General features: G+C 69.2%; 13 protein-coding genes. 8 read left to right on the forward strand and 5 right to left on the reverse strand.

The genetic code is table 11. The features are described 5' to 3' along the window. Nucleotides 1-2: 2 nt before the first annotated feature. Nucleotides 3-1,322 carry an MFS transporter gene (locus H507_RS14735; protein ID WP_022909544.1) on the forward strand — a complete coding sequence of 440 codons (1,320 nt, stop codon included), beginning with the start codon at nt 3-5 and terminating at the stop codon, nt 1,320-1,322. Between the two features lie 226 nt (nt 1,323-1,548). Then, the gene (locus H507_RS0104610) at nt 1,549-3,579 is read left to right on the forward strand and encodes a thioredoxin domain-containing protein (RefSeq protein ID WP_022909545.1); all 2,031 of its coding nucleotides are present in this window, start codon (nt 1,549-1,551) and stop codon (nt 3,577-3,579) included. Between the two features lie 39 nt (nt 3,580-3,618). Here H507_RS0104610 and H507_RS0104615 read toward each other — a convergent pair whose 3' ends face one another. Further along, nucleotides 3,619-4,428, reverse strand: a complete 810-nt coding sequence (locus tag H507_RS0104615) for an isoprenyl transferase (protein WP_022909546.1) — start codon at nt 4,426-4,428, stop codon at nt 3,619-3,621. Nucleotides 4,429-4,545: 117 nt separating this feature from the next. Here H507_RS0104615 and trhA point away from each other — a divergent pair, with 117 nt between their 5' ends. The 4 genes from trhA to H507_RS0104635 all read left to right on the forward strand — a co-directional run bounded on the left by trhA (nt 4,546) and on the right by H507_RS0104635 (nt 8,051). After that, nucleotides 4,546-5,280, forward strand: a complete 735-nt coding sequence (gene trhA, locus H507_RS0104620; RefSeq protein ID WP_022909547.1) for a PAQR family membrane homeostasis protein TrhA — start codon at nt 4,546-4,548, stop codon at nt 5,278-5,280. Between the two features lie 386 nt (nt 5,281-5,666). Next, nucleotides 5,667-6,971 carry an RNA 5'-3' helicase PhoH2 gene (phoH2, locus tag H507_RS0104625; RefSeq protein WP_026377778.1) on the forward strand — a complete coding sequence of 435 codons (1,305 nt, stop codon included), beginning with the start codon at nt 5,667-5,669 and terminating at the stop codon, nt 6,969-6,971. A 96-nt stretch (nt 6,972-7,067) separates the two neighbouring features. Beyond that, entirely contained in the window at nt 7,068-7,421 is a 354-nt protein-coding gene (locus H507_RS0104630) for a metallopeptidase family protein (RefSeq protein WP_022909549.1), read from the forward strand. A 90-nt stretch (nt 7,422-7,511) separates the two neighbouring features. Further along, nucleotides 7,512-8,051 (forward strand): DUF4245 domain-containing protein, encoded by a 540-nt coding sequence (locus H507_RS0104635; protein WP_051139631.1) that lies wholly within the window; start codon nt 7,512-7,514, stop codon nt 8,049-8,051. A 67-nt stretch (nt 8,052-8,118) separates the two neighbouring features. Here the strand turns inward: H507_RS0104635 and H507_RS0104640 are convergent, their stop codons facing one another. Together H507_RS0104640 and xseA are read right to left on the reverse strand one after the other, a co-directional pair. Then, a complete protein-coding gene (locus tag H507_RS0104640) occupies nt 8,119-8,367 on the reverse strand; it encodes an exodeoxyribonuclease VII small subunit (RefSeq protein ID WP_022909551.1) in 249 nt (82 codons plus the stop codon). Next, nucleotides 8,360-9,637: an exodeoxyribonuclease VII large subunit gene (xseA, locus tag H507_RS14740; RefSeq protein WP_022909552.1), complete on the reverse strand. Its 1,278-nt coding sequence runs from the start codon at nt 9,635-9,637 to the stop codon at nt 8,360-8,362. The genes H507_RS0104640 and xseA overlap by 8 nt, the downstream gene beginning before the upstream one ends. A gap of 51 nt (nt 9,638-9,688) precedes the next feature. Between xseA and H507_RS14745 the strand changes: the two genes are divergently transcribed. Further along, a complete protein-coding gene (locus H507_RS14745) occupies nt 9,689-10,705 on the forward strand; it encodes a 4-hydroxy-3-methylbut-2-enyl diphosphate reductase (protein WP_022909553.1) in 1,017 nt (338 codons plus the stop codon). Between the two features lie 59 nt (nt 10,706-10,764). Here the strand turns inward: H507_RS14745 and ilvA are convergent, their stop codons facing one another. Further along, on the reverse strand, nt 10,765-12,045 hold the full coding sequence (ilvA, locus tag H507_RS0104655; RefSeq protein ID WP_022909554.1) for a threonine ammonia-lyase IlvA: 1,281 nt from the start codon (nt 12,043-12,045) through the stop codon (nt 10,765-10,767). 100 nt (nt 12,046-12,145) lie between these two features. Then, complete coding sequence (locus H507_RS14750) at nt 12,146-13,795, reverse strand: DNA recombination protein RmuC (RefSeq protein WP_022909555.1); 1,650 nt, start codon at nt 13,793-13,795, stop codon at nt 12,146-12,148. 93 nt (nt 13,796-13,888) lie between these two features. Here H507_RS14750 and H507_RS0104665 point away from each other — a divergent pair, with 93 nt between their 5' ends. Continuing rightward, entirely contained in the window at nt 13,889-15,154 is a 1,266-nt protein-coding gene (locus H507_RS0104665; protein ID WP_022909556.1) for a M18 family aminopeptidase, read from the forward strand. Nucleotides 15,155-15,217: the final 63 nt, after the last annotated feature.

A 15,217-nucleotide genomic window follows, 5' to 3' on the forward strand; every position in this document is an offset into this window, starting at 1 on the left:
CCATGTCATGGACACCGACCGTCAGCACTGAGCCAGGCGCAGTCACCCCGCGCCTTGGGCTGGCCGTCAACGCCGCCCAGTTCACCTTGCTGGTCGCCGTCAACGCCTTGGTCGGCGGCATGCTCGGGCAGGAACGCACGGTGGTGCCGCTGCTGGGGGAGCAGGTCTTCGGCCTGCGCGGCTACACAGCTGGGCTGATGTTCATCCTGGTCTTCGGGCTGTCGAAGGCGGTCACGAACTACTTCGCGGGCACGTGGTCGGACCGCTTCGGCCGCAAGCCGGTGCTCGTCGCCGGCTGGTTGGTCGCGCTGCCGGTGCCCTTGGTGCTGATCTGGGCCCCCAGCTGGGGCTGGGTGCTGGCAGCGAACGTGCTGCTCGGCATCAGCCAAGGGTTGACCTGGTCGACCACCGTGGTGATGAAGATCGACCTCGTTGGCCCAGCCCGTCGAGGTCTGGCCATGGGACTCAACGAGGCAGCCGGGTACGCCGCCGTCGCGGTCACCGCGCTGTCGACGGGCTACCTGGCCGAAGCCCATGGTTTGCGGCCGGCGCCGTTCCTGCTGGGGATCGCCTTCGCTGCCGTCGGCCTGGGGCTTTCCACCTTGGCGGTGAAGGAGACGCGTGGCCACGCCCACCTGGAGGCCGCCCAATCCGCCTCGCGCGCCGGCCCTCGTCCGGGCCTCGCCCCAGCGCCGTCGGCGTCGCCGTCGGCCCAGCTCACCGATCGGGAAGTGCTGACTCTGACCAGCTTTCGCGAGCCGGCGTTGTCGTCGGCGAGTCAGGCGGGCTTGGTCAACAACCTCAACGACGGCTTGGCCTGGGGCCTGTTCCCGGTGCTGTTCACTGCCGCGGGGCTGTCCATGAGCCAGGTGGGTGTCCTGGCGGCGTTGTACCCGGGTGTGTGGGGGGTCGGGCAGTTGTTCACCGGAGCCCTGTCGGACCGATGGGGACGCAAGCGCTTGATCGTGGCCGGGATGTGGCTCCAGGCCATCGCCCTCGCGACGTTCGCCTCGGTGCACGCGTTCCTGCCCTGGGCTGGGGCAGCGGTGCTGCTCGGGGCTGGCACGGCGATGGTCTATCCCACCCTGCTGGCCTCGATCGGCGATGTGGCCCACCCGTCGTGGCGAGCTCGCTCCGTGGGTGTGTACCGGCTGTGGCGGGACGGTGGCTTCGCCGCGGGTGCCGTCCTGGCCGGGGTCGTCGCAGATGCCCTGGGTGTCGCGTCCGCCATCTGGGTGGTCGCGGCGTTGACGGCCGTGTCCGGAACCGTGGTGGCCGTCCGCATGTACGAGACCCACCGGACGGCACCATCGACCGGCTGATCCGCTGGCAGTTCCAGCGTCGGCCGATCCGTATCCGTCGTGGGGCGACGAATGTTGCACGCCACGTGCAGACTTCGCCACCACAGCACGGATGAGGATCGCCCTGCGCTGGTGACTCCACGACCCCGGCAGCCCCGCGACCCCGGCAGCCCAGTGGCCCAGGGACCCCAGTGGCCCCGGGACCCCCAGGACAGGACCTCGAGCGGCGGCCCCTTAGGGTTGAGTCATGCCGAATCGCCTCGCCGACTCCACCAGCCCGTACCTGCAGCAGCACGCCCACCAGCCGGTGGACTGGCAGCCCTGGGACGAGGCGGCCTTCGCCGAGGCACGCGAACGTCAGGTGCCGGTCTTCCTCTCCGTGGGCTACGCGGCCTGCCACTGGTGCCACGTCATGGCCCACGAGTCCTTCGACGACCCCGAGATCGCCGCCCTGCTCAACGAGAACTTCGTCGCGATCAAGGTCGACCGCGAGGAGCACCCCGACGTCGACGCCGTGCACATGTTCGCCACCCAGGCACTCACCGGACGCGGTGGCTGGCCGATGTCGGCCTTCCTCACTCCCGAGGGCGACCCGTTCTTCGCGGGCACCTATTTCCCCCCTGAGCCCGCCCATGGTCTGCCGAGCTTCCGGCAGGTGGTCGAGGCGCTCAGCCAGGCCTGGACAGAACGCCGTGACGAGGTGCTGTCGTCCGCGTCGACCGTGCGTGGCGAACTGGCGAAGCTGGGGGCCGCGACGCAGCCCAACGACGCCCTCCCCGGCTCCCGGGAGACCCTGGAACTTCTGGGCAAGGACTACGACCTGATCCACGGTGGATTCGGTGGGGCGCCCAAGTTCCCGCCGCCCACCGTGCTCGACGCGCTGCTGGTCAAGGGCGACCCGACCAGTCTCGACATGGCCCAGCTGACCTGTGAGGCGATGGCGCGAGGCGGTGTGCACGACCAACTCGGCGGGGGCTTCCACCGCTACTCCGTCGACGCCGGTTGGGCCGTGCCCCACTTCGAGAAGATGCTGTACGACAACGCTCTGCTGCTCGGCACCTACTGCCGGGCCTGGCGGCGCACGGCCGACCACGACCCCGACAAGCGAGCCCTGTTCGAGCGTGTCATCTACGGCACCGTCGAGTTCCTGGTCGACGAGCTCCGCACCGAGCAGGGGGGCTTCGCGGCCTCGCTCGACGCCGACTCCTGCGACATCCGCGGCGCAGTGCACGAGGGCATCTACTACGTATGGAACCGCGATCTGCTGGTCGATGCGTTGGGCTCCGAGGACGCCGAGTGGGCGGCCGACGTCTTCCACGTGACCGTGCCCGGCACCTTCGAGCACGGGCTGTCGACACTGCAGCTGCGCAAGCGCGTTGACTGGGCCCGGCTCGAGCCGATCATGGCAACCCTCAAGAAGGTTCGCGACGAGCGCTTCCGTCCGGCCCGTGATGACAAGGTCGTCGCTGCGTGGAACGGGTTGCTGATCGACTCGTTGGTCACTGCCGCCCTGATGTTCGACGAGCCGGAATGGCTCGAGGTGGCGCGCGCCTGCGCCGAGATGGTCTGGTCGACCCACGTGGTCGATGGACGACTGGTGCGCACCTCCCGCGACGGGGTCGCCGGTCGCGCTCCCGGTGTGACGGAGGACCATGCTGCCCTCGCCCTTGGCTTCGGCCAATTGGCTGGTGCCACCGGCGACGGGGTCTGGCTCGAACGGGCCACTTGGCTGCTCGACCGCGCCGAGGAACTCTTCGCCGCCGAGGACGGTGGCTGGTTCGACGCCGAGCAGCAGCCGACGCTGCCTTCTCGTCCGCGTGAACTGACCGACAACCCCACGCCTTCGGCGACGGCGACCATGGTGCACGCGCTGCGCCTGGTCGGGCTGTTGTCGGGCGACGATCGCCTCCTGGACAGGTCGGAGCGGGGCGCGGCCACCACCTGGGCCACGGTCGCCGCCACCCCGCGATTCGCCGGGTGGAGCCTGGCCGACGCCTTGGTGCGCGAGGAGGCCCGGCGCGGATTGCGGCCCGGGGTGGCCGTGATCGTGGACGAGGCAGGCGACCCGTTCAACGAACTCACCCGCGCCGCGTGGCGGATGGCCCCCGCCGGAACCGCCATCGTGACGGGGCGCCCGGGCACAGTCGGGTTCGGTGACAACTTCGAGGACCGGGGCTCCGGTGGACGCTCACGGGCCTACGTGTGCCGCGGCACCGTCTGCTTCGACCCGGTGGACCAGTACACCGAACTCAAGACACCCCTGTGGTCTCGCTGCTGAGCGGGCTCGTCGCCGAGCGGTCTCGCTGCTGAAGGGTGGTCAGCGGCCGTACCGGCGCTCCCGCTGGGTGTAGGTGCGCAGCGCTCGGACGAAGTCGACCTTGCGGAAATCGGGCCACAGGGCCTCGTGGAAGTAGAACTCCGAGTGGGCGCTCTGCCAGATCAGGAATCCCGACAGGCGCTGCTCACCCGAGGTGCGGATGACCAGGTCGGGATCGGGCTGCCCCTTGGTGTAGAGGTGGTCGGCGATCTGGTCGATCTCCAAGGTCTCGGCGAGCGACTCCAGGGTGGTGCCCTTGGCTGCCTCGGCGGCCAGCAGTGAGCGGACGGCGTCCCGCAACTCGTGGCGGCCGCCGTAACTGACGGCCACGTTGACGTGCATGCCGGTGCGCGACTCGGTGCTGACGGCCGCCTTGCGGATCCGCTCGGCCACCTGGGGTGGCAGCAGGCTGAGGTCTCCCACGGGCTGCACCCGCCACCGGTGGTGCGCGGCCAGGTCCTCGAGCAGTTCGGCGATCACGTCGAGCAGGGGGAGCAGTTCGTCGTCGTCGTCGCGGCGCAGGTTCTCGGTGCTCAGCACCCAGATGGTCACCACGCCGATGCCGGCCTCGTCGCACCAGTCGCAGAAGTCCCTGAGCTTGGCAGCCCCGGCGCGATAGCCCGCGACCAGAGGTTGGCCCGGGGCGTTCATCCGGGCCCAGCGCCGGTTGCCGTCGGCCATCACGGCGACGTGTCGGGGGAGCTTGTCGTGGTCGAGTTCGGCGAGCAGTCGTCCCTCGTAGGTGGCGTACAGGAGGTTGGAGGGGTGCAGGCGATCGATCGCCTCGCCCACCCAGTGCCGCCACGTCATGGGCTCACTCTAGCCAGACCACCCGGCCCGCCCCGGATCGGTGGGAGGGGGTCGCCGACGTCGATACCTACGGTAGCGTAGGTTACGCATTGGCCAGCTGTGAGGAAAGGTCGCACCATGCCGTTGGACGAGGAGTCCCGAGCCCACCGCGGTCACACCACCGAGCCCGCAACGGCCGGGGCCGTCGGCGATGAGCAGGGCGCCGTCGACAGGGCGGTGGCCGCCGTGAAGCCTCGGCTGCGTGGCTGGCTGCACACGGTGATGGCCCCCTTGGCGTTCGTGGGTGGGCTCGTCCTGCTCGTCCTCACCCCGTCCGTGGCGGGACGACTCGCCGCGGCGGTCTACCTCACCTCGTCGCTGGCGCTGTTCGGCAACTCGGCGGTCTACCACCGCGGTCACTGGACCGAGCGGGTGCAGGCGACCTTGCGGCGGGTCGACCACGCCAACATCTTCCTGTTCATCGCCGGCACCTACACGCCTCTGGCCACCCAGATGCTCGCCGGCGGCAGCCGGGTGGCGCTGCTGACCCTGGTCTGGATCGCGGCAGGGCTCGGTGTCGCCTTCCGGGTGCTGTGGCTGTCGGCTCCTCGATGGCTGTACACCGCGCTGTACGTGTTGATGGGGTGGGCCGCCGTCGGGTGGCTGCCGAGCTTCTGGCGCAACGGTGGGGCGGCGGTGGTCGTCCTCGTCATCGCTGGCGGGCTTGTCTACTCGGCAGGCGCCCTCGTCTACGCGCGCAAGCGGCCCAATCCCTCACCGGTCTGGTTCGGGTTCCACGAGATCTTCCACGCCTGCACCGTGGTGGCCGCCCTCCTGCACTTCGCAGCCATCGTGCTGGCAACCTTCGGCTGACCTGCTCACTGGCGCCGGGTCGGTGCGGTGGCACGTCGACGCGGGCGGGTGAACACAGGCGAACAATGGGAAGACGTGCGGCGTGGCGTGCGTGATGCAAGGGGCTGGAAGCTTACGTTCCAGTCACGGAGCAATTGACCCCTCGTCGAAGTGGAGAGCTCCCCACGGAGTGATCCATCCAGCGATCGGGCGCCTTCCCCCGGTGGCTTCGGGCATGTTGTCAGACCGCGGCGTGTGACCCGCACGACGCGCCCACCAGTGCCATGGGCACTGGGTGCCAGTCGTCTGCTCGGCGTCCGGCACCAGGTGCTCTGGGAAGGATTACCGTGCTCAACAGCCCCACCGATCAGATCACCCACTCGAGCGGGGCCCCGGCTCCCGCCCCGATGGTCGGCACCCAGCAGCGCACCCTGACCTACGTCCTCGACACCTCGGTGCTGCTCAGCGATCCGCGCGCCCTGCTGCGCTTCGCCGAGCACTCCATCGTGTTGCCGATCGTGGTGATCACCGAGCTCGAGGGCAAGCGCCACCACCCCGAACTGGGCTTCTTCGCCCGCTCGGCCCTGCGCCTGCTCGATGACCTGCGCATCCGCCATGGACGCCTTGACCTGCCGGTGCCGGTCAACGACCAGGGGGGCCTGCTGCACGTTGAGCTCAACCACACCGACCAGAGCCGGTTGCCTTTCGGTTTCCAGCTGGGCGACAACGACACACGCATCCTGGCGGTTGCCCTCAACTTCCAGCACGAGGGCCATGACGTGGTGCTGGTGTCGAAGGACCTGCCGATGCGGGTGAAGGCCTCGGCTGTGGGTCTTGCGGCGCAGGAGTACCGCGCCGAGCTGGCTGTCGAGACCGGATGGACCGGTATGGCGACCCTCGAGGTCGGCAACCAGGTGGTCGACGACCTCTACGCCACCGGGGTGGCCGAGTGCCAGGAGGCCGACGCCCTGCCGGTGCACACCGGTGTGGTGGTGCACTCGCCCTCGGGAACCGCCTTGGCGCGCCGTGACGCCGCCGGGGAGTTGCGACTGGTGAAGTCTGACCGAGAGGCCTTCGGTCTGCACGGACGCTCGGCCGAACAGCGGGTGGCGCTCGACATCCTGCTCGACGACACCGTCGGCATCGTGTCACTCGGTGGACGAGCGGGCACCGGCAAGTCGGCACTGGCCCTGTGCGCCGGCCTGGAACTGGTGATGGAGCGCCGCCAGTACTCGAAGGTGATGGTCTTTCGTCCGCTCTACGCCGTCGGCGGGCAGGATCTCGGCTACCTGCCGGGGAACGAGAACGAGAAGATGGCACCGTGGGGGCAGGCCGTCTACGACACCCTCTCGGCGCATGCCAACAAGTTCGTGATCGACGAGATCATGGCGCAGAACATGCTCGAGGTGCTGCCGCTGACCCACATCCGTGGGCGGTCGCTGCACGACGCCTTCGTGATCGTGGACGAGGCGCAGTCGCTGGAGCGCAACGTCCTGCTCACCGTGCTCAGCCGACTGGGGACGAACTCCCGGGTCGTCCTGACTCACGATGTGGCGCAGCGCGACAACCTGCGGGTGGGGCGTCACGACGGGGTCGCCGCTGTCGTCGAGAAGCTGAAGGGGAACCCGCTGTTCGCCCACGTCACGCTGACCCGGTCGGAGCGCTCGCCCATCGCGGCCCTGGTGACCGAGATGTTGGAGGACGCGCTCTGAGGCCGGCTCGCTGAGCGTCTCGCGTCTTCGGCACCCCACAAGGGGAAGCATGGGCGCGGGGGAGGGTGCGGAGCGACCGTGGCTAGGCTGGCTGGCATGCCGACAACGGTCAGTGCCGAGGAGTTCGACGCAGCCGTGGAGCGCGCGCTCGAGGAGGTTCCCTCGGCGCTGCTCGACCTGCTCGACAACTGCGTGGTGTTGGTTGAGGACGAACCGGATGCCGACGACCCTGACCTGCTGGGCTATTACGACGGCACCCCGCTCACTGAGCGCGACACCCAGTACTCCGGGGTCCTGCCCGACCGCATCGTCATCTTCCGTGGTCCGCTGCAGCGGATGTGCGAGAGCACCGAGGAGTTGGTGGACGAGATCACGGTGACCGTCGTGCACGAGATCGCGCATTTCTTCGGCATCGACGACCGCCGGCTGCACGACCTGGGATGGGACTGACGGTTCGCGCGCCCCTTCGGGCTGGGGACCACTGGATCCGCAGCGCTGCCCAGATTGGGAGGGCTGGGCCGTGGCTGGAAGACTGGCAGCGTGAGTGGACGAAACCCGAAGGCCGGCGCCCGCGACATGGTGCTGACCATGGCGGTGCTGATGGTCCCCGTGCTGCTGATCGTGTGGTTCTTCCAGCGCACCCCCGATGAGCCCCCGCTGCCGAGTGCCGACTGGCAGGCCACCGTCGCCCAAGCGCGGGCCAAGGCAGACTTCCACGTGCTCGCGCCCCAGAAGCTGCCGGAGGGCTGGCGCGCCACCCAGGCCCAATTCGAGCCGTGGGGGCAGGGGTCGTCCGGCGGTGACGAGTTCCGGCTGGTGTTGCTCGACGCCGACAACGTCAACCTGCAGCTGATGCAGGTCTCGGCCGCCGATCCCAGACGGTTCATCAGCCAGCAGACCCGCGACGGGTACGAGTCGGGAGCACAGAAGGTGGGCGACGCTGTCTGGAAGCAGTACACCTCCGCGGACGGGCGCACCGTCTACCTGCTGGGGGAGCGGACGGACTCGCTCGTGCTCGTGCAGGGAGACACCAGCGCCGAGGCGCTGGCGTCCTTCGCCGGCCTACTCGTGGCTGGCTGAATCCCGGCCTGAGGACTCGTCAGCGGGGGGACTCGTCAGCCGGGGGACTCGTCCGTCGGGGGACTCGTCAGTCGGAGGACTCGCCCCGACCCTCGGCGGCCGCACGGGATGCCTGCACCTTGGCCTTGGCACCGTCGAGCCAGCGCTGACAGATGGCCGCGAGTTCCTCACCGCGCTCCCACAGCTTCATTGAGTCGTTCAGGGAGGCGCCCCCCGACTCGAGTTGCCGCACGATGTCGGAGAGTTGTGCGCGCGCCTCCTCGTAGCTGAGTTGCTCGTCGCTGGCCCCTCCAGGGGGCGTCTGCCTGTCAGCCATGGTCGGCCTCTCTCTCCAGGGGTCCGGACGACCCCTCCCGTGCCTGATTCGGTACGCGCCCCTCGTGCACGCCGCGCGCTTCGAGGATGAGGGTGCCGTCGGCCACATAGGCCAACAGGTCGTCGCCCTCGTCGATGTCGTGGACTGAGGTGATCGATCGGTCCTCGCCGTCCACGAGGATGGCGTAGCCACGCTCGAGGGTCGCCTTGGGCGACATCGACCGCACCCGCTGCAGTTGGTGGTCGACGGTGCGTGACTCGTCGGCGAGCGCACGCCCGATGGTGGTGGTGAGTCGTCGCCGCCACTGAGCCAACTGGTCGACGTGCACGGCGAAGCTGGCGATGGGGTCGCGCATCACCGGGCGGGTGGTGAGCGAGTCCAGGTCAGCCTGCGCTCGACCGAGTCTCAGCAGCAATGACTGCCTCAGCCGCGCCAGGTCGGCAGTCACTGCCTGGCGTTGCTCCGAGACGTCCGGCACCACGGCCTTGGCGGCGGCGGTCGGGGTGGCGGCGCGGAAGTCGGCGACGAGGTCGACGATCGGGGTGTCCGGTTCGTGACCGATGGCTGAGATCACGGGGGTTCGGCATGCGGCCACGGCGCGGACGAGGCCTTCGTCCGAGAAGGGGAGCAGGTCTTCGAGTGAGCCCCCACCCCTGGCGATGATGATGACGTCGACGCCGGGATGTCGATCCAGTTCAGCCAGTCGTTGCATCACCTGGCCAGCGGCATCGGGCCCTTGGACGAGGCTGTGGCGCACCTCGACGTGCGCGTCGGGCCAGCGGGCCGCGATGGTGGCGAGCACGTCCCGTTCTGCGGCCGAGCCCTCGCCGGTGACCAGCCCGATGGCGCGCGGAAGGAACGGCAGGCGGCGCTTGTGGTGTGACTCGAACAGACCCTCGGCCCGCAACTTCGCCTTCAACTGCTCGAGTTGGGCCAGGAGTCGTCCGACCCCCACGACCCGTAGTTCGAGCACCTCGAGGCTGAACTTGGCGCTCTTGGGCCACATCCGTGGCTTCACCCTGGCCGCCACCGTCGTGCCGTCGGTGAGCGGCCCCACCTGGTCGAGCACCAGTCGGGAGCAGGTGCCGTCGGCGGTCACCGACCCGTTCTTGTCGCGCAATGTCAGGAACTGGGTCGCGCCCTGGTAGCGCTTGATCTGCACGACCTCCGCCTCGACCCAGATCTCCCCGAGGCGGTTGACCCACTCGGCAGCCGCCGCGATCACCCGGCCCAAGGGCTGGGGCTGCTCGGGCGAACTGGGGAGGGGCACGTCAGCCAGCCTAGGGGTGGGCCCCGACAAATCCACACGTAGACTCGAGTCATGACCGAGCAGACTTCTACCAGCCCTGCCACGACCCCTGAAGCACCTGCCACCCCGCGACCCAAGCGGGTCGTCGTGGCTGCCCCCCGCGGTTACTGCGCGGGTGTCGACCGGGCCGTGATCACCGTTGAGAAGGCGCTCGAGACCTACGGGGCACCCGTCTACGTGCGCAAACAGATCGTGCACAACAAGCACGTGGTCGAGAACCTCTCGGAGCGCGGCGCCATCTTCGTCGAGGAACTGAGTGAGGTGCCCGAGGGCGCCACCGTCGTGTTCTCGGCCCATGGGGTCTCGCCCGCCGTGCACGCCGAGGCTGGGCAGCGCCACCTCAAGACCATCGACGCGACCTGCCCGCTGGTCACCAAGGTGCACCACGAGGCCAAGCGGTTCGCCAAGCAGGACGTCGAGATCCTGCTGATCGGGCACGCGGGCCACGAGGAGGTCGAGGGCACCACCGGGGAGGCCCCCGAGCACATCACCTTGGTGCAGTCGCCCGACGACGTCGCCGACGTCGAGGTGAAGGACCCCTCGAAGGTGGCGTGGCTCTCGCAGACCACCCTGTCGGTCGACGAGACCCTGGCCACCGTGCACAAGCTGCGCGAGAAGTACCCGAACCTGATCGACCCTCCGTCCGATGACATCTGTTACGCCACCTCGAACCGGCAGGCCGCCATCAAGCAGATCGCCGGCCACTCCGACCTGGTGATCGTGGTCGGGTCGCGCAACTCGTCCAACTCGGTGCGCCTGGTCGAGGTCGCCCTCGAGGCGGGGGCCAAGGCCGCCTACCGCGTCGACAACGCCTCCGAGGTTGACCCCGCATGGCTCGAAGGCGTGGCGTCGGTGGGCGTGACCTCGGGCGCCTCGGTGCCCGACGAGCTGGTCGAAGGGGTGCTGCAGTTCCTAGAGGGCCGCGGCTTCCCCAAGGCCACCGAGGAGCGACTCACCGAGGAGAGCCTGGTGTTCGCCCTGCCCCCCGAACTGCGCAAGGACCTGCCCAAGCACGCCATTCGGCACTGAGTCTCACGTGCTCCTCCCGGTGGCCCGTCGCCCGACGGGCTCCGGGATCGGCCGCGGCCTCAGATGAGGTAGCGGTGCAGGGCTGAGTCCGGCGGCACGACCTCGTACTCGACGGGACCGCGATTGAGCCGCTCGATCAGCACGGGGTAGCTGTACGGGTCACCCAGCTCGATGCCCACCAACGCCGGGCCGACATCGCGGTTCGAGCGCTTCACGTATTCGAAGTGGGCGATGTCGTCCTCGGGGCCCAGCACCTCGTCGAGGAACCGCCGCAGGGCTCCGGGCTCCTGCGGGAACTGCACCAGGAAGTAGTGCTTGCGTCCCTCGTGGATGAGCGATCGCTCGACGATCTCGGCATAGCGGGACACGTCGTTGTTGCCGCCCGACAGGATCGCCACGACGGTCGAGCCCGGTTCGATGGTGAAGTCGGCGTCGCGTGCGTGGGTCTTGATGGCGGACGATGCGAGTGCCCCGGCCGGCTCGGCGATGATGCCGTCGGACTGGTACAGGTCGAGCATCTCGGAGCAGATCTGCCCTTCGGGCACGACCACCAGCTCGGACTTGCCCTCGGCGACCAGCCGGTGGGTGAGCTCTCCGGCCCGGGAGACCGCGGCACCGTCCGCGAACGTGTCGATGTGGGCGAGGGTGACCGGACGGCCTGCGGCCAGCGCCGCCGACATGCAGGCGGCGCCTGCAGGTTCGACACCCACGACGCGGGTCCTGGGGTGGTGGGTGCGGAACCAGGCGAGACAGCCCGAGAGCATGCCGCCGCCTCCGACCGGGACGAGCAGCACGTCGGGGGCATCGCCCAGCTGCTCGACGATCTCTGGCCCGACGGTGCCTTGACCCGCGATGGTGCGGGGATCGTTGAACGCGGGAACGGGGATGGCGCCGGTCTCTCGCGCATGCGCACGGGAGGCCATGGCGGCCTCGTCGTAGGTCTCGCCGCCGACCACCAGGGTGACCCGGCCTCGTCCGAGTTCCCGCATCCGGTCGCGTTTCTGCCGAGGGGTGGTGCCAGGGACGAAGATGCGGGCATCGATGCCGAGTTCGGCGCAGCTCCACGCGACGCCTTGGCCGTGGTTGCCGGCGGAGGCGCACACGACCCCGTGGGCGCGTTCCTCGGCGGTGAGTTGGCTGATCAGGTTGTAGGCACCGCGCAGCTTGTAGCTACGGACCGGTTGCAGGTCTTCCCGCTTGAGCAGCACGGTGGCGTCGGCCTGAGCGCTGAGACGCTCATTGGGCTGCAGCGGGGTGAGCAGGGTGACCCCCCGCAGGCGTTCCTGTGCTGCCTCGATCTGCTCGGCCAGCCGGGCCAGGGTCACGTCCTCGGAAGTCACGGCTCCATCATGGCCCCCGTGCTGCTCCGCGTCACGCCGGGGTCGAGTACCGCTGGGCCGATCGTGCTGGGCCGATCGTGCTGGGCCGATCCTGCTGGGTTCAGCTGGGTTCGCGGCGGCGCAGTTCGATCATCCGCGGCTGGGTCGACTCGACCAACGCATCGGTGGAGGGATCGGAGCGCTCGAACAGGTCGTCCTGGCCCTCGGAGTGGCCGCCATGGTTGGACTGGCTGGTCGTGTCCCGTCGTCCCGTTTCGAGGCGGCCGCCCTCGAGTCGCCGTTCGCGACCCGCCAGCTGCGCCACCTGCTCGGCGCTGTCGACCAGTTCAGGTGCGGTCAGCTGGCGCGGGCTGAGCTCCACCTCCCTGAGGACGGCCAGTTCCTGATGGGTGACGTCAAGGTCGGCGAGCTTGCGGGCCTGCGGGAACACCCGCCCTTCGAGGGAGCCGACGGTCTCGTTGTAGGCCTTCACCGATGAGTTGAGCTGGCGCCCGAGCTTGTCGAAGTTGGCGCCCATGGTGGCCAGCCGGGAGTGCAGTTCACGTCCGAGCTGGAACACCTCGGCAGCACTCTCGGCCAACTTGGCCTGCTTCCACGAGAAGGCCATGGTGCGCAGGGTGGCGATCAGCGACGACGGGCTGGTCAGGACGACGTTGCGCTTGCTCGCGTAGTCGTGCAGGTCGGGGCTCTGGGTCAGGGCCTCGGCGAACAGGGCATCGGAGGGCACGAACAGCACCACGAACTCGGGGGTGCCGGCGTCGGAGGTCCAGTAGTGCTTGCCCGAGAGCTGGTCGACGTGGGTGCGGACGTTCTTCGCGAAGGTCTTGAGATGACGCTGGCGCTCCGCTTCGTCGGTGGCCTTCTGGGCATCGAGGAAGGCGACCATCGGCACCTTCGAGTCGACCCAGACGAACTTTCCCTCGCCGAAGTGCACCTTCATGTCGGGTCGGATGGTGTTGTCGTCGGAGTTGACGGTGGTGGCCTGGAGCTCGAAATCACAGTGGGCCAGCATGCCCGCCGACTCGGCCACCCTCTTCAGCTGGGCCTCACCCCACAGCCCGCGGGTCTGAGGGGTGCGCAGCGCCGTCGACAGCGCGTTCGTCTCGCGGCGCAGGTCTTCACCGGTGCGGGCCACCTGCTGCACGTGGGCGCGCATCTCCGCCTGGACGGCTGCCCGCTCCTTCTCGACCTCGGCGATGCGGCCCTGCAGGTCCTTAAGCAGGTCGGTGACGGGGGCCATGACCTCTTGGGTGGCCTTGAGTCGATCGCTGGCGACGGCATCGGCCTTGGCGCCCTGCGCCTCGAGGGCCTTCGCAGCCAGCAGTTCGAAGGTCTGTTGCATGCGCTCACCGTCGGCCTTGAAGGCGTCGAGTTGGGCCAACGCACTGTCGCGCTGGGCGATCGCGGAGGCGAGTTCGCCACCGATCCGCTCGCGCTCGGCCACAGCCTCGGCCCGGTCGGTGTGCGCGTCCGACAGCTGCGCCCTCAGCTCGGCATCGCGGGTGCCGCCCTCTGCCGCGCGAGCCCTCGCCTCGGAGGCCTCCAGTCGTGCCTGTGAGGCCTCGGCCTTGGCCCGCTCGGCCTCGCTGCGTGCGCGGTCGAGTTCGGCCTGTCGCTGTGCCTCGCCGGTTCGTTCGTCCGCGGCCGTGCGGGCGAGTCGTGACGCAACGATCTGCCAGGCGGCGACGGCCCCCACGACGACGCCGACCAGCAGGCCGACGACCAACAGCACGACGTGGGAAGCACTCATGCCTGACACTCTGCCAACCAGCTCCGACAATTCCTTCCGCCCACTCCGGGGGAGCGGGATTCAGCCCCTTCGGGCCATGGTTGACTGGCCGTCATGCACAGTTCTGCGCGCGAGCACCTGTCGGACTTCCAGGCGTTCATCGAGTCGTCCCCGTCGAGCTACCACGCGGCGGCGGAGGTGGCCCGACAGCTCGAAGCGGCGGGGTTCACCCGACTGGACGAACGACAGCCCTGGCAGCGGGCCCACGGCGGGCAGTTCATCGTCCGCGATGGTGCCGTGATCGCGTGGTTGGTGCCGGACACCGTCAACCAGCTCACCGGGTTCAGGATCGTGGGTTCCCACACGGACTCGCCCGGGTTCAAACTGAAGCCGCACCCCACCTCGTCCACCCACGGGTGGCAGCAGGCCGGCGTCGAGGTCTTCGGCGGTCCGCTGCTCAACTCCTGGCTCGACCGCGACCTGGGCCTGGCCGGGCGGCTGACCACCTTCGACGGCCAGACCCACCTCGTGCGCACGGGGGCGTGGCTCCGCATCCCGCAGTTGGCCCCCCACCTCGACCGCAGTGTCAACGACAACCTGCACCTGGACAAGCAGCAACACCTGCACCCGGTCTGGGCCGTCGACAGCGACACCGACCTGCAGACGATGCTGTGCGAGCAGGCAGGCATCGACCCCGACGAACTCGCGTTCTGCGAGGTGCTGACCTACGCCACCGAGCGTCCCGGCCTGTTGGGGGCACACGAGCAGTTCTTCGCGGCGGGACGGATGGACAACCTGTCGTCGGTCCACGCCAGCCTGGTGGCCCTCAAGGACGCTGCCCTGGGCGACGACATCGCCGTGCTGGCGGCGTTCGACCATGAGGAGGTGGGTTCCTCGACCCGTTCGGGCGCCTGCGGTCCGATCCTCGAGGACGTGCTCACGAGGGTGGCCGCCGGGCACGACATCACCGGCGACGGGTTCCGGGCGATGTTGGCGCGGTCGACGTGCATCTCGTCCGACGCCGGTCACGCGGTGCACCCCAACTATGCCCACATGCACGACCCCGGCAATCGTCCGGTGGTGAATCGTGGCCCGCTGCTGAAGATCAACGCGAACCAGCGCTACGCCACCGACGCGGTGGGAGCCGCGCTGTGGAAGCGGGCGTGCGAGGCGGCCGAGGTGCCCACCCAGGACTTCGTGTCGAACAATGCGGTGCCGTGCGGTTCGACCATCGGGCCGCTCACGGCGACGCGGCTCGGCATCACCGTGGTCGACGTGGGCATTCCGCTGCTGTCGATGCACTCGGCCCGTGAACTGTGCGGGGTGGACGACCCGTGGTACCTCTCCCGGGCACTTGAGGCCTACTGGGCCGGCGCCTGAATCGGGCACCATGCAGAGGAGCCGTCGTCCCAAGTGGGACGACGGCTCCTCTGGCTGATGTTC

Source organism: Aestuariimicrobium kwangyangense DSM 21549 (assembly GCF_000421525.1).
Taxonomy (GTDB): domain Bacteria; phylum Actinomycetota; class Actinomycetes; order Propionibacteriales; family Propionibacteriaceae; genus Aestuariimicrobium; species Aestuariimicrobium kwangyangense.

What these genes read in the sequence shown, in the direction of transcription:
- H507_RS0104615 (WP_022909546.1), bottom strand. Translation starts at nt 4,428, where the DNA reads ATGACGTGGCGGCACTGGGTGGGCGAGGCGATCGATCGCCTGCACCCC.
- H507_RS0104630 (WP_022909549.1), top strand. Translation starts at nt 7,068, where the DNA reads ATGCCGACAACGGTCAGTGCCGAGGAGTTCGACGCAGCCGTGGAGCGC.
- H507_RS14750 (WP_022909555.1), bottom strand. Translation starts at nt 13,795, where the DNA reads ATGAGTGCTTCCCACGTCGTGCTGTTGGTCGTCGGCCTGCTGGTCGGC.
- trhA (WP_022909547.1), top strand. Translation starts at nt 4,546, where the DNA reads ATGCCGTTGGACGAGGAGTCCCGAGCCCACCGCGGTCACACCACCGAG.
- H507_RS0104610 (WP_022909545.1), top strand. Translation starts at nt 1,549, where the DNA reads ATGCCGAATCGCCTCGCCGACTCCACCAGCCCGTACCTGCAGCAGCAC.
- H507_RS0104640 (WP_022909551.1), bottom strand. Translation starts at nt 8,367, where the DNA reads ATGGCTGACAGGCAGACGCCCCCTGGAGGGGCCAGCGACGAGCAACTC.
- phoH2 (WP_026377778.1), top strand. Translation starts at nt 5,667, where the DNA reads ATGGTCGGCACCCAGCAGCGCACCCTGACCTACGTCCTCGACACCTCG.
- H507_RS0104665 (WP_022909556.1), top strand. Translation starts at nt 13,889, where the DNA reads ATGCACAGTTCTGCGCGCGAGCACCTGTCGGACTTCCAGGCGTTCATC.
- H507_RS14735 (WP_022909544.1), top strand. Translation starts at nt 3, where the DNA reads ATGTCATGGACACCGACCGTCAGCACTGAGCCAGGCGCAGTCACCCCG.
- H507_RS14745 (WP_022909553.1), top strand. Translation starts at nt 9,689, where the DNA reads ATGACCGAGCAGACTTCTACCAGCCCTGCCACGACCCCTGAAGCACCT.